Here is a 20,967-nt window from a genome sequence, read left to right on the forward strand (position 1 = left end):
GGGTCATACGACCGTGATGGCGAGCTCCTCCGCATACGCCTCCAACCGGTCGCCTACCCGCAACTTAAGGACATCGATGAACCGTTTGATCTTCGCGTCGACGAACTGACGGGACGAATACACCGCATAGACGTTGCGCTGAGCGGTGTGGAATTCAGGCAGCACGCGAACGAGCGATCCCTTACGCAAATCGTCGATTGCCGAGAAGGCGGCGATCAGCCCGATCCCCGCGCCCTCGCGCAGTACCGTGGACATCGCATCCATGTCGTTGACGCTGAAGTGCGATCCCGCCGGACGATACACCGCCTCGCCGACCCTGCCTTGCAGACGCCATTCGTCGGGCGCGTAATCGACCGTGCTCAGGAGCACACATGTGTGGTCGACGAGGTCTTCCACGCACGCGGGAGCCGGACGATGTGCCAGATAATCGGGCGACGCCGCCAGAATGCAATGGCTGACGCCGATCTTCTGGCTCACATACGCCGAGTCCGGCAGCGTGCGCGCAATCACGATCGCCACGTCGAGTTGCTCTTCGAGCAGGTTCGGCATCCGCTGCGACAGCATGAGATCGACCGATACCTCCGGGTATGCGTTCCGATAGGCAAGCACGGCTTGCGAAACGAGTTGACGGCCTAATCCCGGCACCGCATGCACGCGCAATACGCCGCGCGGCTCCAGCAGCGCATCGCGCGCTTCCGCTTCTGCCCGTTCGATGTCCGAGAGGATCGCAACGCTGCGCTCGTAAAAACGTCGCCCCGCATCGGTGACGACGAGCCGTCGCGTCGAGCGCTGCAGCAACCGCGTGTTGAGATTGTCCTCGAGTACCGAGACCGCTCGGGAAATGTTGCCGACCGTCGTATCGAGGTGGTTTGCGACAGCCGTGAAACTGCCCATCTCGACCACCTTCGCAAACACCGACATGGTGTGAACCTTGTCCATTACGCACCTTGGTTTTGAATTGATCGCCGAATCGCTGCGTTTCGGCCCGCGCGAGCCTGTTGATCATAGGGCCCGCGCCTGCTTCGTGCAGTCAGCGCGCAATCCCCTGTCGTTTTCGCGCATCCTTTCAATGCGCTTTCATGCTGGCAGGGGGATTTTCTCTCCCGAGACAAGATTCATTCTTTCCGGCCCCTCTAAGTTGCCGCCCGCTTCACGCCTAGACTGGGTCCCGAAGTCAGGCAATCAGAACGCGGAAGTATCAAACCCGAGCTCGGCCCGCCACGGCGAATCATCCAGACACGGCGTGGCGCAGGTTCCCCTGTCCGGCTCGTGGCGAACACATATTTAATCGCAATCCTAACCATAAAGGCTACTACCATGGACATCAGTTACGACGCGCTTCATCTTTTCATCAACGGCGAATGGATCGGTGCGAGCGAACGCGAAACGGCGCCGGTGATCAACCCCGCCACGCAAATCGAGATCGGGCGCGTCCCGCTGGCGACGGCAGCCGATCTGGATCGCGCCCTGCAGGCCACCGCACCGGCTTTTGACGTCTGGCGCAACACCGTGCCTGCCGAACGCGCGCGCATTCTGAAGCGTGCGGCGGAACTGATGCGCGAGCGCGCCGAGCACATCGCTACCGTCATGACGCTCGAGGAAGGCAAACCACTGGCAGAAAGCCGCGACGAAGTCCTGCGTGCCGCCGACTATTTCGAATGGTTCGCCGAAGAGGCTCGCCGTATCGACGGCCGCGTGGTGCCATCCAACCGCCCGGGCGTGCAACAGCTCGTGAAAAAACAGGCAATCGGGCCCGTCGCCGCATTCACGCCATGGAATTTTCCCGCGATCACCCCGGCGCGCAAGCTCTCCGCCGCACTCGCCGCCGGATGCAGCGTCATCATCAAACCCGGCGAGGAAAGCCCCGCAACGGCGCTCGCGCTGGCACGTGCACTGGACGACGCCGGTTTGCCGAAGGGCGTGCTTCAAGTCGTATTCGGCGTGCCCGACCAGGTGTCGAAGCATCTGATCGCTTCCCCGGTCATCCGGAAGGTGACGTTCACGGGCTCGGTACCGATCGGCCGCCTGCTGTCGGCGCGTGCCGCCGAAGGCGTCAAACCCATCACGCTGGAGCTGGGCGGCCACGGGCCCGTCCTCGTATTCAACGACGCGGATGTCGAGAAGGCCGCGGTCGACGGTGCGGCGAACCGCTTTCGCGGTACGGGCCAGGTCTGCATCTCGTCGACGCGCTTCCTGATCCAGCGCGAAGTCTACGACGCGTTCGTCGGGCACTTCGTGCGCGCCACCCAGGCCCTCAAGGTCGGGAATGGCATGGATGCCGGCACGCAGGTCGGGCCGCTGGCCAATCCGCGCCAGCTTGCCAAGATGGAAGAACTCATCGCCGATGCGGTGGAACGTGGCGCAAGGGTCCTCGCCGGCGGAAAGCGCATCGAGGGCGAAGGATATTTCTTCGAACCCACGGTCCTCGCCGACGTACCGAAGGACGCGCGCGTGATGCATGAAGAACCGTTCGGCCCGATCGCGGTGCTGATGCGCTTCGATGCCCTCGCCGACGGGCTCGCCGAAGCGAACCGGTTGCCGTACGGGCTCTCCGCCTATGCGTTCACGCGCAGCGCGCGCACGGCCATTGATGTCGCGGACGGTCTCGAAGCCGGGATGATCGGCATCAACCAGTACCGCATCGTGTCGACCGAACTGCCGTTTGGCGGCATGAAGGAAAGCGGCCACGGCTCGGAAGGCGGCACCGAGGGCATCGAGTACTACCTCACGCACAAGTTCATCAGCCAGGCTTGAAGGAGTATCGCCATGTCTCATACGCATTTCGACAGTCCACGCGAGGCCGCGCGGGCCTTCACGCCGACGCTCTCGGCATTCGTCGACGACACGCTCTATCCGCGCATCTGGAGCGATCCGTCGCTCGCGCCGCGCGATCGCAGCCTCGTGACCGTCGCCGCCCTGATCGCGGGGGGCCATCTCGACGAGTTGCCGGCGCATCTGCGGCGCGCGTTGACGAACGGCGTAACCCGCGAAGAGCTCTCCGCGGCAATTACTCACCTCGCGTTCTACGCCGGGTTTCCCGCAGCGATTTCCGCTTCCGCCGTGGCGCAGGCAACGCTGGGCGCACAACCTCGGTCCGACGATCTCGCCGGTCATTCAGCTCCGGCACAGGAAGGTGTGAAATGAAAGCCATCACATTCAAGGAATTCGGCGAGGCCGAGGTTCTCCAATTGGCCGAAGTCCCGGCACCCGAGGTTCGCCCCGACGATCTACTGTTACGCGTTCATGCCGCGGGCGTGAATCGCGCGGATCTGACACATCGGCGAGGCGGATACGGCCGGCCCAATTTCGGCGACTCCACCCTCATGGGGCTCGAAATCGCCGGCGAGGTGATCGAGACGGGAAGCGCCGTGCAGGGCTACGAGGTGGGTGATCGTGTAATGGGCGTCGTGGGCGGCGGGGCCTATGCGGAACTGGCGCGCATCGACTGGAGAATGGCGATGCCCATACCGGCAACGATCGACTACGTGCACGCGGCTGCCATACCGGAAGTTTTCGTCACTGCGCACGAAGCGTTGTTGCATCTGGGCCGCTTGCAACGCGGCGATTCGGTGCTGATTCACGCAGCGGCGGGCGGGGTGGGTTCCGCGGCGGTCCAGCTCGCCTACGCAACCGGCGCGACGATATTCGCGACCGCCGAAGCCTCGAAACTGGAACGGATCGTTCAACTCGGCGTGGACCATGCGATCGACTACAAGGCGCAGGATTTTTCGGAAGTCGTCGCAAGCAGGACAGGCAAACGCGGTGTCGACGTCGTCATCGACTTCGTGGGCGCGCCGTATTTTTCGCGGAATGTCGCGTCATTGGCAAACGGCGGCCGGCTGGTGCAGGTCGGCATACTCGGCGGCGGCGGTGACGTGAGCGTTGCGCTCGATCAGATCCTGAACCGTCATCTGCAAATCATCGGCACGGTGATGAAGTCGCGCGACCCGCGCGAGAAACACGCGATGGTTCGGCGATTTCGCGAACATTGGCTGGACCGCTTTGCGGGAGGCGCGGGCCTCGAACCGGTCGTCGACAGCGTGTTTCCTCTCGCCAATGCCGCGGCGGCTCATCGACGGATGGAGTCCGCCGTGAACGTAGGCAAGATCATCCTGTCGATGAGCGAAAACGCCTGACGCCATAAAAAACCCCGGCATGCAGACCAGAGCCTGCATGCCGGGGTTCTTCGCTTCACTGCCGGCGAGCGACGATTCGCCCGCCGTTCGCGCTCAACGCGCGGCGACTTCCGCCTTGACGGACGCCGCATCGCCGACCGCCGTCGGCGCGGGCCCCCACCCGCCGCCCAACGCACGGATCAGGTTCACGGTCGACACGGCCTGCGCACCGGTCAACTGGTTCGACTGCAACTGCGACTGCAGCACCGACCGCTCGCTGTCGATCACGTCGAGATACGCGACCTGGCCTTCCTGATACTGCGTGCGCGACAGCGTCGCCGCGCGGCGCGACGCGTTGACGGCCGCATCCTGCGCGCGGATCTGGTCGTCGAGCAGGCGCAGGTCGGCGAGATTGTCCTCGACCTCGCGGAACGCGACGAGCACCTGCTGCCGGTAGTTCGCGACCTGCTCGTCGTACTGCGCACGTGCCTGCTGCACGCCGGCCGCACGGCGCCCGCCGTCGAACAGCGGCAGCGTCAGCGCGGTGCCGGCGAACGGCCCGAGCAGGAACGTGCGGCTCGACCACAGGAACAGGTTGCCGAGCGTCGACGCCTCATAGCCGAACGCGCCCGTGATATCGAGCTTCGGGAAGTACGCCGACTTCGCGAGGCCGATCCGCGCGTTCGCGGCCGCCATCGCGCGCTCGGCCGCCGACACGTCCGGACGGCGTTCGAGCAGCGCGGACGGCAGGCCCGCCGGAATCTTCACGCCGACCGGCACGATCGGCGTTTCCTTGAACGCGAAATCCGCGGGCGCCTTGCCGAGCAGGATCGCGAGCGCGTGCTCGGAAGCCGCGCGCCGGCGCGCGACACCGACCGCATCGGCCTGCGCGCTGGCAAGCTCGTTCTTCGCGCGCGACACGTCGAGCTCGCTGATATCGCCTTCGTTGAAGCGGCGCTGCACGAGCTTCAGCGCCTGATCGCGCAGCTCCACCGTGCGGCGGTACAGGTCCTGGTCCGAGTCGAGCTGGCGCAGTTCGAAGTAGTTCTGCGCGACGTCCGCCTGCAGCGCGAGCTGCACCGAACGGAACAGCGCTTCGCTCTGCGCCTGGTCGGCACGCGACGCCTCGACGTTGCGGCCGACGCGGCCGAACAGGTCGGCCTCGTAGGACACCGTGCCCTGCGCGCGCCACAGCGTCGCGTTGGTCGGGCCCGTGCCTTGCGGCTGCAACTGCGACGCCGACGACAGCCCTTCGCGCGTCGGCCCGAAGCCGGCGCCGACCTGCGGGAACCATTGCGAGCGCGCCGAACGCGTCGCCGCGCGCGCTTCCTCGACACGCGCGGCCGCCGCCTTCAGGTTCTGGTTCGCGGCGAGCGCCTGCGTCTCGAGCGAATCGAGCACCGGGTCGCCGAACACCGTCCACCACTCGCCGCGGTGCGCGCCGTCCGACGGCTCGGCCGTCTTCCACGTGCCGGCCTGTTCGCCCGCGGCGAGCGTCGGCGCTTCCTTGAACGCGGCGGGCGTCGACACATCCGGGCGCTTGTAGTCGGGGCCCACCGCACACGCGGCGAGCAGCGTCGCGAGCAGGGTGCTCGCGGCCGCCACCTTCGCGAAGCGCATCAGGCCATTCGTGTTGTGCATGTTGTCCATCTTCTTATCCTCAAGCATCCGAAGCCGGTACGCCCTGGGCCGGCACGCCATACCCGGCCGAGTCCTTGCCGGCGACGTGGATCTTGCCGCCCGCGAGCGTACGCAGCACGACGTAGAACACCGGCGTCAGCATCAGCCCGAACAGCGTCACGCCGAGCATCCCGAAGAACACCGCGACACCCATCGCATGGCGCATCTCCGAACCCGCACCCGTCGACGTGACGAGCGGCACGACGCCCATGATGAACGCGATCGACGTCATCAGGATCGGGCGCAGCCGCAGCCGGCTCGCCTCGATCGCGGCCTCGAGCGGCGTTCGGCCGTCGTGTTCGAGTTCGCGCGCGAATTCGACGATCAGGATCGCGTTCTTCGCCGACAGCCCCACCAGCACCATCAAGCCGATCTGCGTGAAGATGTTGTTGTCGCCCTGCGTGAGCCACACGCCCGTCAGCGCCGACAGAATGCTCATCGGCACGATCAGGATCACCGCGAGCGGCAGCGTCAGGCTTTCATACAGCGCAGCGAGCACCAGGAACACGAGCAGCACGCTGATCGGGAACACATACATCGCCGAATCGCCCGCGAGGATCTGCTGGTACGTGAGGTCGGTCCACTCGAACCGCACGCCGCGCGGCAGCGTCTCGTGCGCGATCCGCTCGACCGCGGCCTGCGCCTGACCCGACGAGAAGCCCGGCGCCGGGCCGCCGTTGATGTCGGCCGCCGTGTAGCCGTTGTAGCGCACCACCATTTCAGGGCCGAACGTCGGCGTCACCGTGACGAGCGACGACAGCGGCACCATCTCGCCCTTGTCGTTGCGCGTCTTCAACTGCAGGATGTCGTCCGCGCGCTGGCGGAACGGCGCATCGGCCTGCACGCGCACCTGGTACACGCGCCCGAAGCGGTTGAAGTCGTTCACGTACAGCGAGCCGAGATACACCTGCATCGTGTTGAACACGTCGGTGACCGGCACGCCGAGCTGCTTCGCCTTCACGCGGTCGAGATCGACGTTGAGCTGCGGCACGTTGATCTGGTAGCTCGTAAACAGCGGGCCAAGCTCGGGCGCTTGCTGCGCGCGCTTGATGAAATCGTTGGTCGCATCCGCGAGCCGCGCATAGCCGACCGCGCCGCGATCCTCGATCTGCATCTTGAAACCGCCGAGCGTGCCGAGGCCGAGCACCGGCGGCGGCGGGAACACCGCAACGAACGAGTCCTTGATCGCACCGTACTGCTGGTTCAGCGCGCCGGCGATCGCACCGGCCGACAGCGCCTTGCCGTGCCGTTCGGAGAACGGCTTCAGCGTGACGAACACGATGCCCGCGCTCGAGCTGTTCGTGAAGCCGTTCACCGACAGCCCCGGGAACGCCACCGCACTCTCGACACCCGGCTGCTTCAGCGCGATCGAGCCCATGTCGCGGATCACCTTCTCGGTGCGGTCGAGCGATGCACCGTTCGGCAACTGCGCGAACGCGATCAGGTATTCCTTGTCCTGCGCGGGCACGAAGCCGCCCGGCACGACCTTCGACACCAGCACGGTCGCGCCCACCAGCACGAGGTACACGCCCAGCATCAGCGTCTTGCGCGACAGCACGCCGCGCACGCCGCGGCCGTAGTTCTCCGCGCCGCGATGGAACACCTTGTTGAAGCCGCGGAAGAAGCCGCCGAGCACGCGGTTCATCACGCGCGTGAGCCAGTCTTCCTTATCGCCATGGCCCTTCAGCAGGATCGCGGACAGCGCCGGCGACAGCGTCAGCGAGTTGAACGCCGAGATCACCGTCGAGATCGCGATCGTCATCGCGAACTGCTTGTAGAACTGGCCGGTCAGGCCCGACATGAACGCGAGCGGCACGAACACGGCGACCAGCGTCAGCGCAATCGCGATGATCGGCCCGCTCACTTCCTGCATCGCCTTGTAGGTCGCCTGCCGCGCGTTCATCCCGCTTTCAATGTTGCGTTCGACGTTCTCGACGACGACGATCGCATCGTCGACCACGATCCCGATCGCGAGCACCATCCCGAACAATGACAACGCGTTGATCGAATACCCGAACGCGAGCAGCAGCGAGAACGTGCCGATGATCGACACCGGCACCGCGATCAGCGGAATCAGCGACGCACGCCAGGTCTGCAGGAACACGATCACGACGATCACGACCAGCGCGATCGCTTCGAGCAGCGTGTGCACGACGGCCTTGATCGACGAACGCACGAACTGCGTCGGGTCATAGACGATCTTGTAGTCGACGCCCGCCGGCATGTCCTGCTTCAGCTCGGCCATCGTCTTGCGCACTTCGTCCGAGATCTGCAGCGAGTTCGCGCCCGGCGACTGGTTGATCGCCATCGCGACGGCCGGCTTGTTGTCGAGCAGCGAGCGCAGCCCGTATTCGGACGCATCGAGCTCGATCCGCGCGATGTCGCGCAGGCGCGTGACGCCGCCGTCCGGCGTCGTCTTCACGACGATGTCGCCGAACTCGTCTTCCGTCTGCAGACGGCCGCGCGCGTTCACCGACAGCTGCAGCGGCGTGCCGGGCAGCGACGGCGACGCGCCGATCACGCCGGCCGCGACCTGCACGTTCTGCTCGCGGATCGCCTGCACGACGTCCTCGGCGGACAGCCCGCGCTGCGCGACCTTCTGCGGATCGAGCCACACGCGCATCGCATAGTCGCCCGAACCCCACAGCTGCACCTGGCCGACGCCCTGGATCCGCGACAGGCGATCCTTCACGTTGATCAGCGCGTAGTTGCGCAGGTAGGTCATGTCGTAGCGGTTGTCCGGCGAGATCAGGTGCACGACCATCGTCAGCGTCGGCGAGCTCTTCACCGTGGTGATGCCGAGCCGCTGCACGTCTTCCGGCAAGCGCGGCAGCGCCTGGTTCACGCGGTTCTGCACGAGCTGCGTGGCCTTGTCCGGATCGGTGCCGAGCTTGAACGTGACGGTGATCGTCATGTTGCCGTCGCTGTTCGCCTGCGACTGCATGTAGAGCATGTCCTCGACGCCGTTGATCTGCTCCTCGAGCGGCGACGCGACCGTCTCGGCGATCACTTTCGGGTTCGCTCCCGGGTACTGCGCCTTCACGATCACCGAAGGCGGCACGACTTCCGGATATTCCGAAATCGGCAGCAGGAACATCGCGATCACCCCGCCGAGCAGGATGATCACCGATAGGACTCCTGCAAAGATCGGCCGGTCGATAAAGAATTTGGATATGTTCATTTCTGGCTCTGTCTGGTTGAACGCGGATGCGAAGCGGCGGGCCGCTTACGAATCCGCCTTCGCCGGTGCGGCCGGCTTCGCGGTGCTCGCGAGCGGCGCGGACGGCGCATCGCCGCCCGTCATCGGGACCATGTGCGGCTTCACCTGCTCGCCGGGCCGTACGCGCTGCGTGCCGTTCACGATCACGCGGTCGCCCGCGGAAAGCCCGCTCACGATCACGCGCCGGTTGCCGTGCTGCATCCCCTGCTGCACTTCGCGGTACGACACGCGGCCCTGCTGGTCGACGACGAACACGAACTTCTTGTCCTGGTCGGTGTTGATCGCCGCGTCGTCGACGAGCAGCGCCTGGTGCGGCGCGCTGCCGCCCACCTTCACGCGTGCGTAGAGGCCCGGGACGAGCGCGCCGTCGGCGTTGTCGAAGCGCGCACGCACGCGGATCGTGCCCGACGACGTGTCGAGCCGGTTGTCGACCGAATCGATCACGCCGCTGCGCGAGTAGCCGGTTTCGTTCGCGAGGCCGAGCTCGACCGGCACCTTGCGGCCGTCGCGCGCGCCGTTGATGTATTGCAGGTAGGTCTGCTCGTCCGCATCGAACGACGCATAGATCGGCGACACCGACACGAGCGTCGTCAGCGGCGCGGCCGCCGCACCGGCCGACACGACGTTGCCGACCGTGATCTCCGCGCGCGACACGCGGCCCGACACCGGCGCGGTGATCCGCGTATAGCCGAGGTTGATGCGCGCCGTTTCCAGCGCGGCATCGGCCGCCTTCACGTTCGCCGTCGCCTCGCGGGCCGCGTTCTGCTTCTCGTCGTAATCGCGCTTCGCGATCGCGTTGTCGCCGATCAGCCGCTGCGCGCGCTGCCAGTCGGTCTGCGCATAGCCGTTGCGGGCCTGGGCAGCCGCGAGCTGCGCAGCCGCGCGGTCGACTTCGGCCTGGTACGGGCGCGGGTCGATCACGAACAGCACGTCGCCCTTCTTCACGAGCGCGCCGTCCTTGAAATTCACCGCGACGATCGTGCCCGACACCTGCGGGCGTACGTCGACCTTCTCGATCGCTTCGAGGCGGCCCGAATAACCTTGCCAGTCGGTCACGGTCTGCGGCACGACGGTCGCGACATCGACTTCGGGCAGCGGCGCGGCCGCTTTTTCGGGCGCGTTCGCGTTCACGCGCATTGCGCCGAACGTTCCGAGGCCGACGACGGCGAGCGTCACGATCGCCGCTGTCGCGATTCGGGAACGGGAGGTGCGTAGGATGGCCATGTGGATCTCCAATAAACGTGGATTGGTTCTGGTTATTCGGAACGGTTCGGCTGGCGCGCCTGGAAGCGGCACTGGAAGAAGCGCACGGCTTCCTCGAATGCGGCTTCGTGCGTCGCGAGCGCGGCGTGCGTGATGTCCGGATAGCGGATCACCTGCGTGAGCACGCCCGACGAAATCAGGCAGCCCGCATATTTCTCCGCTTCGACGTGCAGCACGTCGTTCTGCGCGGTGACGACGAGCGTCGGCGGCAACCCCGCGAGGCGCACCGATTCGATCGGCGCCGCGTACGGGTGCATGCGCTGCGCGGCCTGCGGCAGATACGCGCGATAACAGGCCGCGCATTCGCGCGCGGTGATGTCCGACGCGAGACGCTCGGCGTCGCCGATGCGCGTCATGCTCGGGTCGAGCATCGGCCCGAACAGCGCCTGCGCGGCGATCGACACTTCGCCGCGGTCGCGTGCGATGAATGCCAGACAGTTCGCGAGCTGCCCGCCCGCGTCGTGGCCCGCGACACCGATCTTCTTCGGATTGCCGCCGAACGCGCGGGCGCGCGTCGCGGCCCACACGGCCGCGCGATACGCATCCTCCGGCGCGGCCGGAAAAGGAAAGGCCGGTGCGAGCGAATAATCGACCGACACTACGAGAGCTGGTAAGCGTTCTGCTAAAAAACGCGCGGCGAAATCAGCGTCTTCGAGCGAACCGCGGACGAAACCGCCGCCGTGGAAATAAAGCACTACCGGCAACCCGGTCTTGTCCGGGCGGCGGTAGAGGCGCAGCACGATGTCCTGCGCGTAGCCGGGAATTTCCACTTCGGCGACCGTCAGCGCCGCGCCCGCCAAGGCTTGAGCGGGCATTGCGGCTTTCAGGAATTTGCTGAATTCAGAAGCGTCCATGACGATGCAGCATCCATTTCGAGATGGAACGAATTCTGGGTCCGGCAGACATTGGGATAAATGCCTATAATCCGGCAACACAATTCAACGACCCCGAACAATCCGAGGCTGCGTTCACCCACGAGGTAGCGCAGCCTCTTTGTTCCGGCGGCAAAAGGGTCCGCTTGCATATGGAACGCACATGCGAATGCCCGAAATCGCTCGTAGGGCAAGGAGTGAGGAGCGCCGTTTGGCCGAGCCAAACAAGCGACGAGCGACGCCGCCATACGGGCGATTTCGGGCATTCCCGTGACATGAATTTTTTAATTTGGGGTTGCCACGAGAACGGCCGCTCGCCGCGTTGCGCTCCTTGGCGATACGTCAGTATTCGCGGCGTCGCGCGCCTCGCGAGCGGCCGTTCTCGTGGCAACGCATGCGCGTTCCATATACAAGCAGACCCTAGATTGCGGAGGTTGTGATGGACCGGCTTCAGGCCATGCAGGTGTTTACTCGCGTCGTCGATACAAGCAGCTTCACCAAGGCGGCAGAAACGCTCGGCTTGCCGCGGGCGTCCGTCACGACGATCATCCAGAATCTCGAAGCGTTCCTCGGCGTGCGGCTGATGCACCGGACCACGCGCCGGCTGTCGCTGACGCCGGACGGCGCCGCGTACTACGAAAGATGCGTGCGGATCCTCGCGGACGTCGAGGAAACCGAAGCGAGCTTCCAGGCCAACAACCGGAAGCCGCACGGAAAGTTGCGTATCGACATGCCGGGTTCGATCGGGCGGCTGCTCGTGATTCCGTCGCTGTGCGAATTCCACACGCGCTATCCGGACATCGACCTGCAGCTCGGCTTGTCCGACCGCCCGGTCGACCTGCTGCAGGAAGGCGTCGACTGCGTGATCCGCGTCGGCGCGCTGCAGGATTCGTCGCTCGTCGCGCGCCGGGTCGGCCTGTTCGAAGGCGTGACGGTCGCCGCGCCCTCGTATCTCGAGCACTTCGGCGAGCCGAAGACAATCGAGGACCTGAGCCAGCACAAGGCCGTCAACTATTTCTCGAGCCGCACCGGCCGCACGATCGACTGGTCGTTCCTGATCGACGGCAAGGAAACCGAGATCAAGATGGAAAGCATCGTGTCGGTGAACGACGCGGATGCGTACGTGACCTGCGGGATCGAAGGCTTCGGGCTGATCCAGCCGCCGCTCTTCATGGTGCTGCCGCACCTGCGCGAAGGCCGGCTCAAGGAAGTGCTGCCCGGCATCAAGCCGCTGCCGATGCCGATCTCGGTCGTGTATCCGCACAGCCGCCATCTGTCGCCGAAGGTGCGCGTGTTCGTCGACTGGATCGCCGAAGTGTTCGACCGCTGCCCGCTGCTGAGCGGCAAGGGCAGCCTCGACGCGACGTGCAGCAAGCGCACGTTCGAGGAAGCCGAACGCGCACCGGCGCTCGATACGCCGGTCATCAACGAGTGGGTCGCGTAGGTCCGGCGTACCCGGGCCCTTTTTTCACTTCGCTCTCCACGCACGCATGAATTCCGCGGCCCCCATGCCGGGTGCGCCGCGGCCGGGCCGCTTTGCGCGCGCTGCGCGCTCACGTGCCGCGCGCAAAAGCGATCAATCACGCCGATCTGGTTTTCCATGAACGCGATCGTCTGCTCGATGCTGCTGCGCACGTTCGCCTGGGAGCACGCGAGCAGCTGATACTCCGCGATCAGCGCGCGCGCGAGTTGCCGGCGGCGCTGCACCAGTGCCTGCACGTACAGTAGTTGCGGGTCGGACAGCGGCTCGACGAGTTGGGCGCACGACGGATGCTGATCGAACTTGCAGGCCAGTTCCGTCAGCAAACGGGCGCGCGCCCCTTTTCGGTCGAGCGGAATCTCGACCGCGCCCGCGAGAAAATCGCGGGCCTGATGCGGATAGGCAACGGCCACCGCCAGTCGCGCGGCCTGCAGCGCGCAAGCCGCCTCGACTTCGGCGCCGCCGGACGACTCCAGCACGACGCGCGCAGGAGCCAATCCGGCGATTGCATCGGTCATCGACTCGATGCCGAACGTCTCGTTCCGGTAGCCGAGGATCACCCTCAGCGACGAGACGCCGACCTCAACCGTCTCGTACGTCACGCTGATGCCGACAAACACGCGCTCGGGCGCCAACGCCTCGCCGTGCTGTTGCGCTGCTCGATCGCTCATACGAATTCGCTCCTGATCTCGCCCTTCAGTCCGGCCGGGAAAAAATTGGGACACCGATGTTCGTCACTAGAACTGTCACAATCGAAATGTAATATTTCAGATGGAACTGGTTCCATCCGCTTCGCTTCGTCATCCCGGGGTGATTGCGCGATCGATCCTCCGAACACGCCGCGACGCCGATGACAGGCCGCCGCGTCGAAGCTCCCCGAGACCGACATGACGCATCTTCAAAAAATCCGATGATCAGGAATCCTCAGACTTAATGGGCGATATCGCATCGATCAGGAACCGGTTGCGATCCTGACCACGCAACCATGCCGGCTCACGGCCCACGCCGGACCACGTCCGCCCGGTCCGCGGGTCGAAATACTTTGCCCGGCGCTTCCTGAGGCCGGTCGCACCGGCCGGAAACACCTCGTTGTGGGTGAACCCGAATTCCTCGATACAGCGCCGGACTTCGAGCAGCACGACCTCCGATATGGCGAGACGCTCGCGTTGCAGTTGCTCTTCGAGCAAGGCCTTCTTTTCCATGAATGACTTGTATATCAGCATGCGATGTTCCCCAAACTCGCCCCTTCGCCGGAACTCCACCGAGGCGGTGCCGCTACATCGAAGCGTAATCGCGCCACCGTTTCGCATTGACAACTTTTGTCAACAATAGTGGTTATTAATTGATCTCACATGCGCCAATGAAAGCGATTTCGACGCTATAGCAGCCGCCTTATGCGTTCAAAATTGTTGACAATTTTCTGACGTAACGATGCGAACATGCGCGGAAATTCGCCGGTCGCCACTCGGCCTCACACGGGACATAAGAACCCTTCCACCCACGCTCGACGCAGCACGATCGACCTGCTCGCTTACAAAGGAGTGCAAAACATGAATGTTCTATATCTCGAGGACGACAGCGCATACGTCGAAGCGATCACCGAAATACTGGAGAAATCGGGACACCACGTGCATGCGGTCGGCAACGGCTTCCAGGCAATCCGCCATCTGGAGAACGCGGTGGTCGACCTGCTGATTCTCGACTGGCAAGTGCCGGGCCTGTCGGGGTTCGAGGTGCTGAAATGGACGCGGGAACGCATCGGCGGGCGCCTGCCGATCCTGTTTCTGACGCATCGCGCGCGAGAGGACGAGATTCTCTCCGCGATCAATGCCGGCGCCGACGATTACATGGTCAAGCCGATCAGCCATTTCGAACTGCTGGCGCGCACCAACGCGTTGCTGCGGCGCGCGTATCACAGCGGCGGTGCGCCGCTGGACACCCTCGATATCGGCGGCTACCGGATCGATACGAAGGCACGGACGGTACGGCTCAATGGCACGCAGATCAAGCTGACGCCGCGCGAATTCGATCTCGCCGTGCTGCTGTTTCGTAACATCGGGCGCATCATGCCGCGCGATGCGCTGATCCTTTCGCTGTGGGGCCGCGACATGACCCGCGTATCCCGCAGCCTCGACACGCACATCTATCGATTGCGAATAAAGCTGGCGCTCCAGCCGTCGAACGGCGTGCGGCTCAGCGCGGTCTACACGCTCGGCTATCGTCTCGAAGCGATCTGACTCCCGCATGCGCGCTGCGATGCGTCGGGCCGGCCCGACGACCGGTTCCCGCCGCGCACCGCATGCTCCGCGCCGCCATTGTTCCGCCACGCGCAAAGGATCAGTGCGCCAGCGCGGAAGACCGCGCCGCGCACATGGCGCGCCGCCCCGCATGGCCAGCGGCCTGCAGCCCCGCGGCACAAGGCTCGCGACGATATCCTCACGGTCCGTGCGGATAACGATTGTTCCAACCTGACGACAATTCAATTCGCGGCAGCGCCATTTATCGCGCTGCTGCCGGCCCCTAGAGTAAACCCTGTCGCGCACACCGTTGCGCATCGAACCGATCCCTGGAGCAGGCGCCGACTCCGACGCAATGCAAACACGGGATCCGAGCCGGGCACTGAAGCGCCGGCCTATCTCGATACAGGAGTTACGTCATGAACCGCCGCACCCTTCTCTCCGCCGTCACCCTCGCACTCGCCGTGTCCGCACCGGCCTTCGCCGATTCGGGCACGCCGCACGCCGGCGACTACGGCAACACGTCGTGGTACACGCAGCACAACGGTCCGCGCACGCGCGCCGAAGTGAGCGCGGAAGTCGAACAGGCGCGCCGCGACGGCACGCTCGCGTACCTGCGCAAGGCGACTTCGTATCCGCAAGGGCTCGAACTCGCACAAGGCCCGTATCGCTCGATGCCGGAAAGCAACCAGCTCGCCGGCGGAGGCCGGTAAACGCGCAACGCCGCGCAGCGGGTCGCCCCGTGCGCGGCGTCGCGAACCACCCATCGACGACTCGCCGAGTCAGTTAGTTGCAGGAGCACATGATGAACGACCAACTTCCTTCGCCGCTCGATCACTGGGACGACACCACGCCGATCTGGACGCCGTTCCGTTCGGCCCCGCACTCGCATTGACCGCCGGCTGAGTCGTCGTCCGGCCACGTCCGCCCGTTACCTGCGCGGCACGCCGTCGCGCCATTCGCCCCAGTGCGTCACGATGTCCTGCACGAGCGGATTGCCCGCGCGGTACAGGTTTTCGGTCGCCGGGGATGGCGCGTCGACCACTGCGGCGCATTTGTGCCGCGGTCACAGCAACCACTGTAGCGACACAATTGGTGACGTTATCCAAGGTAAATCCAACGACCAAGTCGCATCAATGCCCGACACATCGATTGACACGGGCTGATTAGTCTGTCGGGTCGCGCTCGCCGTCATACTCGATGGTCTTTCGGCCGCATATCGGATGTCCACGCGGCTCAATCCAGATCACCAGGCCGGTTGAGTCAGCGAAAGAACACCTGTTCGCCGGAAGAAACTGCCGTCTTTCCTGCCTTCAATTCACACTTCCCAATACTCATTCGTTCCGTCAACCCAAATCTGGTGCATCATCGGTCTACTTCAGGCACTTAGCATCAGCACTCCAAATGATATCCATATGGAGAGTGCCTATGACAGCGTCGTCAAAGCTCGGTATATCACTCGACGGACCGCCAATCTGTCCGAACATGACCGATTCAGCGTTCAGGAAACGGATACTTGAATTGCGGGACGAAGCAGTCGAGATCACACTGCGACGGCGCATGGAACTGATGCGATGGAATCCGGCCACGGAAGCGCGAGTCATCGAGTGGTTCGGCTCGGCAAATATCGATACAAGACGCAGACTAACGTCGGGGCTCGACGCCCTTGCCAGGGTGATGGCTAGTCTCGGTCCAGGAAATTTCGTCCGCATCGGTTCCGATGCCGACCGCGCAACAGGATGTCTGCCGAACATGAAACATCTCGACGCCGAGGTCGCGCATGTTTGTCGCCCCGACACCGCGACTCATACCATCGCCATCAATCTCCCGTTTTGCTCGCTACCCGAGCGATCAGCCGGAAACCTCTCCTCGCAGCAACTGACCATCGTTCACGAATGCGCCCATTTTGCAGACACTTTCGATGCGGGCGACCATCCAGCGGCATACGGTCGCTCGGCCTGCGCACAGTTCGCGAAACGCTACCCGGGCATGGCGATCCGCAACGCAGACAACATCGCCTGGTTCATTCTGGCGCGTTGAATCGGAGCAACTCATGCGACATGCCCTCCTTGTCATACTCGGTGCCCTCCTGTCACTCCCGATACAGGCCAATGCGTGCAAGATCCTGTTGACCGACAGCATGGAACTGCCGCTGAATTCGACCGAGATCGCCAACAGCGACCGACTCGCCGTCGTCAGACACTACCTGACCGCCAGGGAATGGACGCGCGAAGGGGCGGCGGCCTCGATCGACGCGACGGCCTACGATTGGGAAAACCGCCCCAATCGACTCGCGCGGCAACGCGGTGCGCAGATGAAATCGTTTCTCGTACAACTCGGTATGTCGCCCAACGACATTTACGTCGGTGAGCGAATCGTATCGCGCAGGAACGGCAAGCTCGATCCCGATGACAGGAAGCAGTTGTGGGTCCAGTTCGTTCCGAAATGCCCGCCCGCAGGGTGTCAGAGTCTCTGCAATTCGGCAAGTACGCCCGGTGTCGCCAGTTATGCACTGACACCCGAGACACCAGGGCCCCAGCCCGACTCGACCCGCTTCTCGTGCGGCGACAGCCGGGAGCCCACATCGGCGCGTTTTGTGACAACGGAACGCTGGACCGCACACACACGCAACCAGACCTTGCTTTTACGAAATCAAGACCAGAAGCCGTTGATGCACATCTGCTACCGGATCAGCACCAGTGCAACGCAATACATCGGCATGACGGACGAGCACGGTGAGACTGCGACCATGCAGTTATTGGGGCCCGAATATACGCGCATCGAACTCAAGCTCACGCAACCCGGGCCGTGATCCTCGGCAGCCGGTCCCGCGCGCCCCAATCCGGCCGCTCCAGGCGATATTGACTCGCCCGGAGCCCGGCTACGCGTGAATGATCGAGCGACTCCAGCGCGTCGCTACACCTACTTACCTGCGCGGCACGCCGTCGCGCCATTCGCCCCAGTGCGTCACGATGTCCTGCACGAGCGGATTGCCCGCGCGGTACAGGTTTTCGGTCGCCGGCGCGAAACCGCCCTGGTCCGCGTAGTTCAGCAGGTTGTCGGCGCTCGTCTGCCCCGCATACGGCCGATCGAAATCGGACCCCGTGCGCAGCACCGCGACGCGCGACAGGTCGACCCGCTTCACGCTCGCCGCGCGCTTGAGCGCTTCGTACGTCGCGTTGTCTTCCTGAGCGGTCATGCAGTAAGTGCCCTTGCCGTCGGTCAGGATCTTCGTCCACTGGCGCGCGCGCTCGCCGATCAGCGTGCCCGAGAACCACGTGTTGCCCGATGACGTGTCGCACTGGATCACCGTCGGCGGCCGGTTCGCCGGCGCATACGTGAACTTCGCGCGCGCGGCCTGCGCCTGCGCGCTGTCGGCGAGCACGACGTTGCGCGACAGCGCGTACGCGGCGTCGGTCAGTTGCGGATTGAGCTGGAACACTTCGGTGCGGTAGTCGAGCGGCGGCTTGTCGTTCGGGCTCTTCGTGTTGATGCCGAGAAAGCCCGTGTTCCAGCCGGACGGAATCTCGCGCGCATCGAGTTCCCACTGCAGGCTGAAATCGACGAGGTACTTCGACCACGCGGCGGACCCGACCGTGCCTTGCGCGGGGTCGACGCCCGCGATGCCGGAGATCAGGAAATACGTGCGGCGCAGATCGAAGCGCTGCGAGAACGTGAGCGCCATGATCGTCGCCGACGCGTTCGCATAGCCCATGCCGGTCGTCACCACGCACACGTCCTGCTTGTTGCAGTGGACGGCCGGATAGTCGGGCGACAGGCCCGGCACGGCGATGTCGCGCCACGGGCCGATCCGGTCGAGCCAGGCCTGGCCCTCCGGACCGAACATCGTGATGATCATGACCTTGACCGGGCGGCCCTGTGCACCGGTCTCGGCAAATGCAGTGTTGCCCGCGTTGTTGCCCTGGTTGTCCTGCGCGATCGACGGCGCGGTCGCACAGGCCGCGAGCGAGAATGCGGCGGCGGAAAGAATGGAGCGAGTCAGCATCGGCGTCCCTTGTTTCGATGATGTTGGGTGAGAACGGCTCTCGGAGACTGCGCGAAGGAGTATAGAACGGGCCCGCGCGATGCGGAACCCGGCTACGAAACGGCTGGCCGTGTTTCGTGCGACGGTGCGCGTGTTGCGCAATGCGAGGTGCGTCGTCGGTTTCGCACCATCGCCGTGCACGACAACCATCAGGAATGCTATCCGGTTGGCAGGAACGAAAACCTGCCGACCTACCTCTGCGGATCACCCCGTCGACGTCGCCTTCGGCCGGCTCCCGAACCGCTACACGCGCACGAGCCCCGCGACGCCATAACCGAGCACGACCAGCGCGGCAACCACATGGCTCGCCGCAAGCCACCCCGGCGACTTCACGACGCGCCCGATCGCACTGCCGCCGAATGCGAACACGAGCTGCCCCGCGAGGCTGCCGGCAAACACGCATGCGGCACCGAAAAGCCAGTGCCGATGCGCACCGGCGGCAGCCGTTGCATAGCCATAGAAAAGCAGGATGGTCAGCGGATTCGCGAGCGTGACGAAGAACATCGACGTGAACGGGCGATTGCCCGGCGGCGGCGCATCGCCGTCGAGCGTGCGGCGCCGATCCGTCAGCGCCTGCCACAGCATCCGCGCGCCCATCGCGAGCAACACGAGCGCACCGACGACACGGAACAGCGGCAGGTGCGACGCAAGCGTGCTCGCGAGCATCGCGCCGATCGTAAACGCGACGACCGCATAGCAGCCGTCGGCAGCGGCCACGCCCACCGCCGCGCGCACGCCGCTCGCGGTGCCGGCGCGCATCCCGTAGTTCGCGATCATCAGCGCGACGGGCCCGACCGACAGCGCGATCGTCAGCCCGAACAGGAAGTCGCTCATCGATCCTCGACGCCGTCAACGAAAGGCATCGATTCCAGCGGCAGCAAAATATCCGCAGGAAGAGCGGTGATCAAGCCACCTCGACCCGCGCCGCCCCGTCCACCATCTCGCCGATCACGGCCGCGCGGTCGAAGCCGTCGGCGCGGAAGCACGCGAGGACTTCGTCGACCGCTTCCGGCGCGCACGCGACGAGCAGGCCGCCCGACGTCTGCGGATCGGTCAGCAGCGCCTGTGCAACGGCCGGCAGGCCGTCGGCGAGCCGCACGTCGGTGCCGTACGCGGCCCAGTTGCGGCCCGATGCGCCGGTGAACACGCCGTCGGCGACGAACGCCTCGACACCCGTGAGCCACGGCAGCGATGCGTAGTGCACGCGCGCGGTGAGATGCGCGCCGCGCGCCAGTTCGAGCGTATGGCCGAGCAACCCGAAGCCCGTGACGTCGGTCAGCGCGTGCACGCCCGGCAGCGCGGCAAGCTCGGCACCCGGCCGGTTCAGCTTGGTGGTCGTCGCGACCATCTGCGCGTAGCCCGCGGCGTCGAGCTGGTTCTTCTTCAGCGCGGCCGACAGCACGCCGACCCCGAGCGGCTTGCCGAGCACGAGCACGTCGCCCGCGCGCGCGGCCGCGTTGCGCTTCACGCGCGACGGATGCACGACGCCGATCGCCGCGAGCCCGTAGATCGGTTCGACCGAATCGATCGAATGGCCGCCCGCAACCGGAATGCCGGCGTCCGCGCACACCGATTCGCCGCCGCGCAGCACGGCCGCGATCGTCTCGTGCGGCAGCACGTTGATCGGCATCCCGACCAGCGCGAGCGCGAGGATCGGCTTGCCGCCCATCGCGTAGACGTCGGACAGCGCGTTGGTCGCCGCGATGCGGCCGAAGTCGAACGGATCGTCGACGATCGGCATGAAGAAGTCGGTGGTCGCGACGATCGCCTGCTCGTCGTTGAGACGGTAGACGGCCGCATCGTCGGACGTCTCGGTGCCGACCAGCAGGTCCGGGAACAGCGCGGGCGGTGTCGCACGCTTCAGCAGTTCGGACAGCACGCCCGGCGCGATCTTGCAGCCGCAGCCGCCCCCGTGCGACAGGCTCGTGAGGCGCGGAACGGCAGGCTGGGCTTGGGTGGCTTCGGTCATTGTCGGCATCCGGTGAATAACAACGCTCCATTATCGACAATTCCGCGCGAGCGCGCCCGATACCCACATAATTGTCGGCGCCCGCC

General features: G+C 65.0%; 18 protein-coding genes. 9 read left to right on the plus strand and 9 right to left on the minus strand.

From position 1 onward, the window contains the following. Positions 1-3: 3 nt before the first annotated feature. Positions 4-939, minus strand: a complete 936-nt coding sequence (locus tag ACM6JT_RS18515; RefSeq protein WP_034181756.1) for a LysR family transcriptional regulator — start codon at positions 937-939, stop codon at positions 4-6. 378 nt (positions 940-1,317) lie between these two features. On the opposite strand from ACM6JT_RS18515, the gene ACM6JT_RS18520 reads away from it, so the two are divergent. From ACM6JT_RS18520 to ACM6JT_RS18530, 3 genes are read left to right on the plus strand one after another with little or no spacing between them, the layout of a single operon-like run. Beyond that, positions 1,318-2,754, plus strand: a complete 1,437-nt coding sequence (locus ACM6JT_RS18520; protein ID WP_059695390.1) for an NAD-dependent succinate-semialdehyde dehydrogenase — start codon at positions 1,318-1,320, stop codon at positions 2,752-2,754. A gap of 12 nt (positions 2,755-2,766) precedes the next feature. Continuing rightward, positions 2,767-3,144 carry a carboxymuconolactone decarboxylase family protein gene (locus ACM6JT_RS18525; protein WP_034181754.1) on the plus strand — a complete coding sequence of 126 codons (378 nt, stop codon included), beginning with the start codon at positions 2,767-2,769 and terminating at the stop codon, positions 3,142-3,144. Further along, complete coding sequence (locus tag ACM6JT_RS18530; RefSeq protein ID WP_414857018.1) at positions 3,141-4,136, plus strand: NAD(P)H-quinone oxidoreductase; 996 nt, start codon at positions 3,141-3,143, stop codon at positions 4,134-4,136. Before ACM6JT_RS18525 ends, ACM6JT_RS18530 begins: the two co-directional genes overlap by 4 nt. Before the next feature lie 93 nt (positions 4,137-4,229). On the opposite strand, the gene opcM is transcribed toward ACM6JT_RS18530, so the two are convergent. The 4 genes from opcM to ACM6JT_RS18550 are packed head-to-tail and all read right to left on the minus strand — an operon-like array spanning position 4,230 to position 11,132. Continuing rightward, positions 4,230-5,765 carry a multidrug efflux transporter outer membrane subunit OpcM gene (gene opcM / locus ACM6JT_RS18535; RefSeq protein ID WP_034181752.1) on the minus strand — a complete coding sequence of 512 codons (1,536 nt, stop codon included), beginning with the start codon at positions 5,763-5,765 and terminating at the stop codon, positions 4,230-4,232. A 10-nt stretch (positions 5,766-5,775) separates the two neighbouring features. Then, entirely contained in the window at positions 5,776-8,976 is a 3,201-nt protein-coding gene (gene ceoB, locus ACM6JT_RS18540; RefSeq protein WP_034181751.1) for a multidrug efflux RND transporter permease subunit CeoB, read from the minus strand. Positions 8,977-9,021: 45 nt separating this feature from the next. Continuing rightward, positions 9,022-10,239 carry a multidrug efflux RND transporter periplasmic adaptor subunit CeoA gene (gene ceoA, locus ACM6JT_RS18545; RefSeq protein ID WP_034181750.1) on the minus strand — a complete coding sequence of 406 codons (1,218 nt, stop codon included), beginning with the start codon at positions 10,237-10,239 and terminating at the stop codon, positions 9,022-9,024. Between the two features lie 32 nt (positions 10,240-10,271). Then, on the minus strand, positions 10,272-11,132 hold the full coding sequence (locus tag ACM6JT_RS18550; RefSeq protein WP_034181749.1) for an alpha/beta hydrolase: 861 nt from the start codon (positions 11,130-11,132) through the stop codon (positions 10,272-10,274). A gap of 457 nt (positions 11,133-11,589) precedes the next feature. Here ACM6JT_RS18550 and ceoR point away from each other — a divergent pair, with 457 nt between their 5' ends. Then, positions 11,590-12,594, plus strand: coding sequence for a putative multidrug efflux transcriptional regulator CeoR (ceoR, locus tag ACM6JT_RS18555; protein ID WP_131949176.1), 1,005 nt, complete (start codon positions 11,590-11,592; stop codon positions 12,592-12,594). Positions 12,595-12,920: 326 nt separating this feature from the next. After that, a complete protein-coding gene (locus ACM6JT_RS18560; RefSeq protein WP_414857019.1) occupies positions 12,921-13,484 on the plus strand; it encodes a hypothetical protein in 564 nt (187 codons plus the stop codon). A gap of 60 nt (positions 13,485-13,544) precedes the next feature. Here the strand turns inward: ACM6JT_RS18560 and ACM6JT_RS18565 are convergent, their stop codons facing one another. Further along, positions 13,545-13,832: an H-NS family nucleoid-associated regulatory protein gene (locus ACM6JT_RS18565; RefSeq protein ID WP_235212504.1), complete on the minus strand. Its 288-nt coding sequence runs from the start codon at positions 13,830-13,832 to the stop codon at positions 13,545-13,547. Positions 13,833-14,180: 348 nt separating this feature from the next. Between ACM6JT_RS18565 and ACM6JT_RS18570 the strand changes: the two genes are divergently transcribed. The 4 genes from ACM6JT_RS18570 (at position 14,181) to ACM6JT_RS18585 (ending at position 17,679) form a co-directional block, all read left to right on the plus strand. Next, the gene (locus ACM6JT_RS18570; protein ID WP_034181747.1) at positions 14,181-14,867 is read left to right on the plus strand and encodes a response regulator transcription factor; all 687 of its coding nucleotides are present in this window, start codon (positions 14,181-14,183) and stop codon (positions 14,865-14,867) included. A 419-nt stretch (positions 14,868-15,286) separates the two neighbouring features. Continuing rightward, positions 15,287-15,580 (plus strand): DUF4148 domain-containing protein, encoded by a 294-nt coding sequence (locus ACM6JT_RS18575; protein ID WP_105391046.1) that lies wholly within the window; start codon positions 15,287-15,289, stop codon positions 15,578-15,580. Positions 15,581-16,295: 715 nt separating this feature from the next. Next, complete coding sequence (locus ACM6JT_RS18580; protein ID WP_235212503.1) at positions 16,296-16,907, plus strand: M35 family metallo-endopeptidase; 612 nt, start codon at positions 16,296-16,298, stop codon at positions 16,905-16,907. Positions 16,908-16,920: 13 nt separating this feature from the next. Beyond that, positions 16,921-17,679 (plus strand): hypothetical protein, encoded by a 759-nt coding sequence (locus tag ACM6JT_RS18585; RefSeq protein WP_034181745.1) that lies wholly within the window; start codon positions 16,921-16,923, stop codon positions 17,677-17,679. 114 nt (positions 17,680-17,793) lie between these two features. Here the strand turns inward: ACM6JT_RS18585 and ACM6JT_RS18590 are convergent, their stop codons facing one another. From ACM6JT_RS18590 to selD, 3 genes are all read right to left on the minus strand, one after another. Continuing rightward, positions 17,794-18,873: a purine-nucleoside phosphorylase gene (locus ACM6JT_RS18590; protein WP_034181744.1), complete on the minus strand. Its 1,080-nt coding sequence runs from the start codon at positions 18,871-18,873 to the stop codon at positions 17,794-17,796. 282 nt (positions 18,874-19,155) lie between these two features. Continuing rightward, positions 19,156-19,746: a LysE family translocator gene (locus tag ACM6JT_RS18595; RefSeq protein WP_414857020.1), complete on the minus strand. Its 591-nt coding sequence runs from the start codon at positions 19,744-19,746 to the stop codon at positions 19,156-19,158. A gap of 70 nt (positions 19,747-19,816) precedes the next feature. Further along, positions 19,817-20,881: a selenide, water dikinase SelD gene (gene selD / locus ACM6JT_RS18600; protein WP_105391049.1), complete on the minus strand. Its 1,065-nt coding sequence runs from the start codon at positions 20,879-20,881 to the stop codon at positions 19,817-19,819. Positions 20,882-20,967 lie beyond the last annotated feature (86 nt).

The organism is Burkholderia sp. IT-111MI5, assembly GCF_949752865.1.
Taxonomy (GTDB): domain Bacteria; phylum Pseudomonadota; class Gammaproteobacteria; order Burkholderiales; family Burkholderiaceae; genus Burkholderia; species Burkholderia pyrrocinia_C.

Excerpts from the sequence above, each read along its gene's own strand:
- ACM6JT_RS18515 (WP_034181756.1), bottom strand. The coding sequence starts at position 939 with ATGGACAAGGTTCACACCATGTCGGTGTTTGCGAAGGTGGTCGAGATG.
- ACM6JT_RS18520 (WP_059695390.1), top strand. The coding sequence starts at position 1,318 with ATGGACATCAGTTACGACGCGCTTCATCTTTTCATCAACGGCGAATGG.
- ACM6JT_RS18525 (WP_034181754.1), top strand. The coding sequence starts at position 2,767 with ATGTCTCATACGCATTTCGACAGTCCACGCGAGGCCGCGCGGGCCTTC.
- ACM6JT_RS18530 (WP_414857018.1), top strand. The coding sequence starts at position 3,141 with ATGAAAGCCATCACATTCAAGGAATTCGGCGAGGCCGAGGTTCTCCAA.
- opcM (WP_034181752.1), bottom strand. The coding sequence starts at position 5,765 with ATGGACAACATGCACAACACGAATGGCCTGATGCGCTTCGCGAAGGTG.
- ceoB (WP_034181751.1), bottom strand. The coding sequence starts at position 8,976 with ATGAACATATCCAAATTCTTTATCGACCGGCCGATCTTTGCAGGAGTC.
- ceoA (WP_034181750.1), bottom strand. The coding sequence starts at position 10,239 with ATGGCCATCCTACGCACCTCCCGTTCCCGAATCGCGACAGCGGCGATC.
- ACM6JT_RS18550 (WP_034181749.1), bottom strand. The coding sequence starts at position 11,132 with ATGGACGCTTCTGAATTCAGCAAATTCCTGAAAGCCGCAATGCCCGCT.
- ceoR (WP_131949176.1), top strand. The coding sequence starts at position 11,590 with ATGGACCGGCTTCAGGCCATGCAGGTGTTTACTCGCGTCGTCGATACA.
- ACM6JT_RS18560 (WP_414857019.1), top strand. The coding sequence starts at position 12,921 with ATGCTGATCGAACTTGCAGGCCAGTTCCGTCAGCAAACGGGCGCGCGC.
- ACM6JT_RS18565 (WP_235212504.1), bottom strand. The coding sequence starts at position 13,832 with ATGGAAAAGAAGGCCTTGCTCGAAGAGCAACTGCAACGCGAGCGTCTC.
- ACM6JT_RS18570 (WP_034181747.1), top strand. The coding sequence starts at position 14,181 with ATGAATGTTCTATATCTCGAGGACGACAGCGCATACGTCGAAGCGATC.
- ACM6JT_RS18575 (WP_105391046.1), top strand. The coding sequence starts at position 15,287 with ATGAACCGCCGCACCCTTCTCTCCGCCGTCACCCTCGCACTCGCCGTG.
- ACM6JT_RS18580 (WP_235212503.1), top strand. The coding sequence starts at position 16,296 with ATGACAGCGTCGTCAAAGCTCGGTATATCACTCGACGGACCGCCAATC.
- ACM6JT_RS18585 (WP_034181745.1), top strand. The coding sequence starts at position 16,921 with ATGCGACATGCCCTCCTTGTCATACTCGGTGCCCTCCTGTCACTCCCG.
- ACM6JT_RS18590 (WP_034181744.1), bottom strand. The coding sequence starts at position 18,873 with ATGCTGACTCGCTCCATTCTTTCCGCCGCCGCATTCTCGCTCGCGGCC.
- ACM6JT_RS18595 (WP_414857020.1), bottom strand. The coding sequence starts at position 19,746 with ATGAGCGACTTCCTGTTCGGGCTGACGATCGCGCTGTCGGTCGGGCCC.
- selD (WP_105391049.1), bottom strand. The coding sequence starts at position 20,881 with ATGACCGAAGCCACCCAAGCCCAGCCTGCCGTTCCGCGCCTCACGAGC.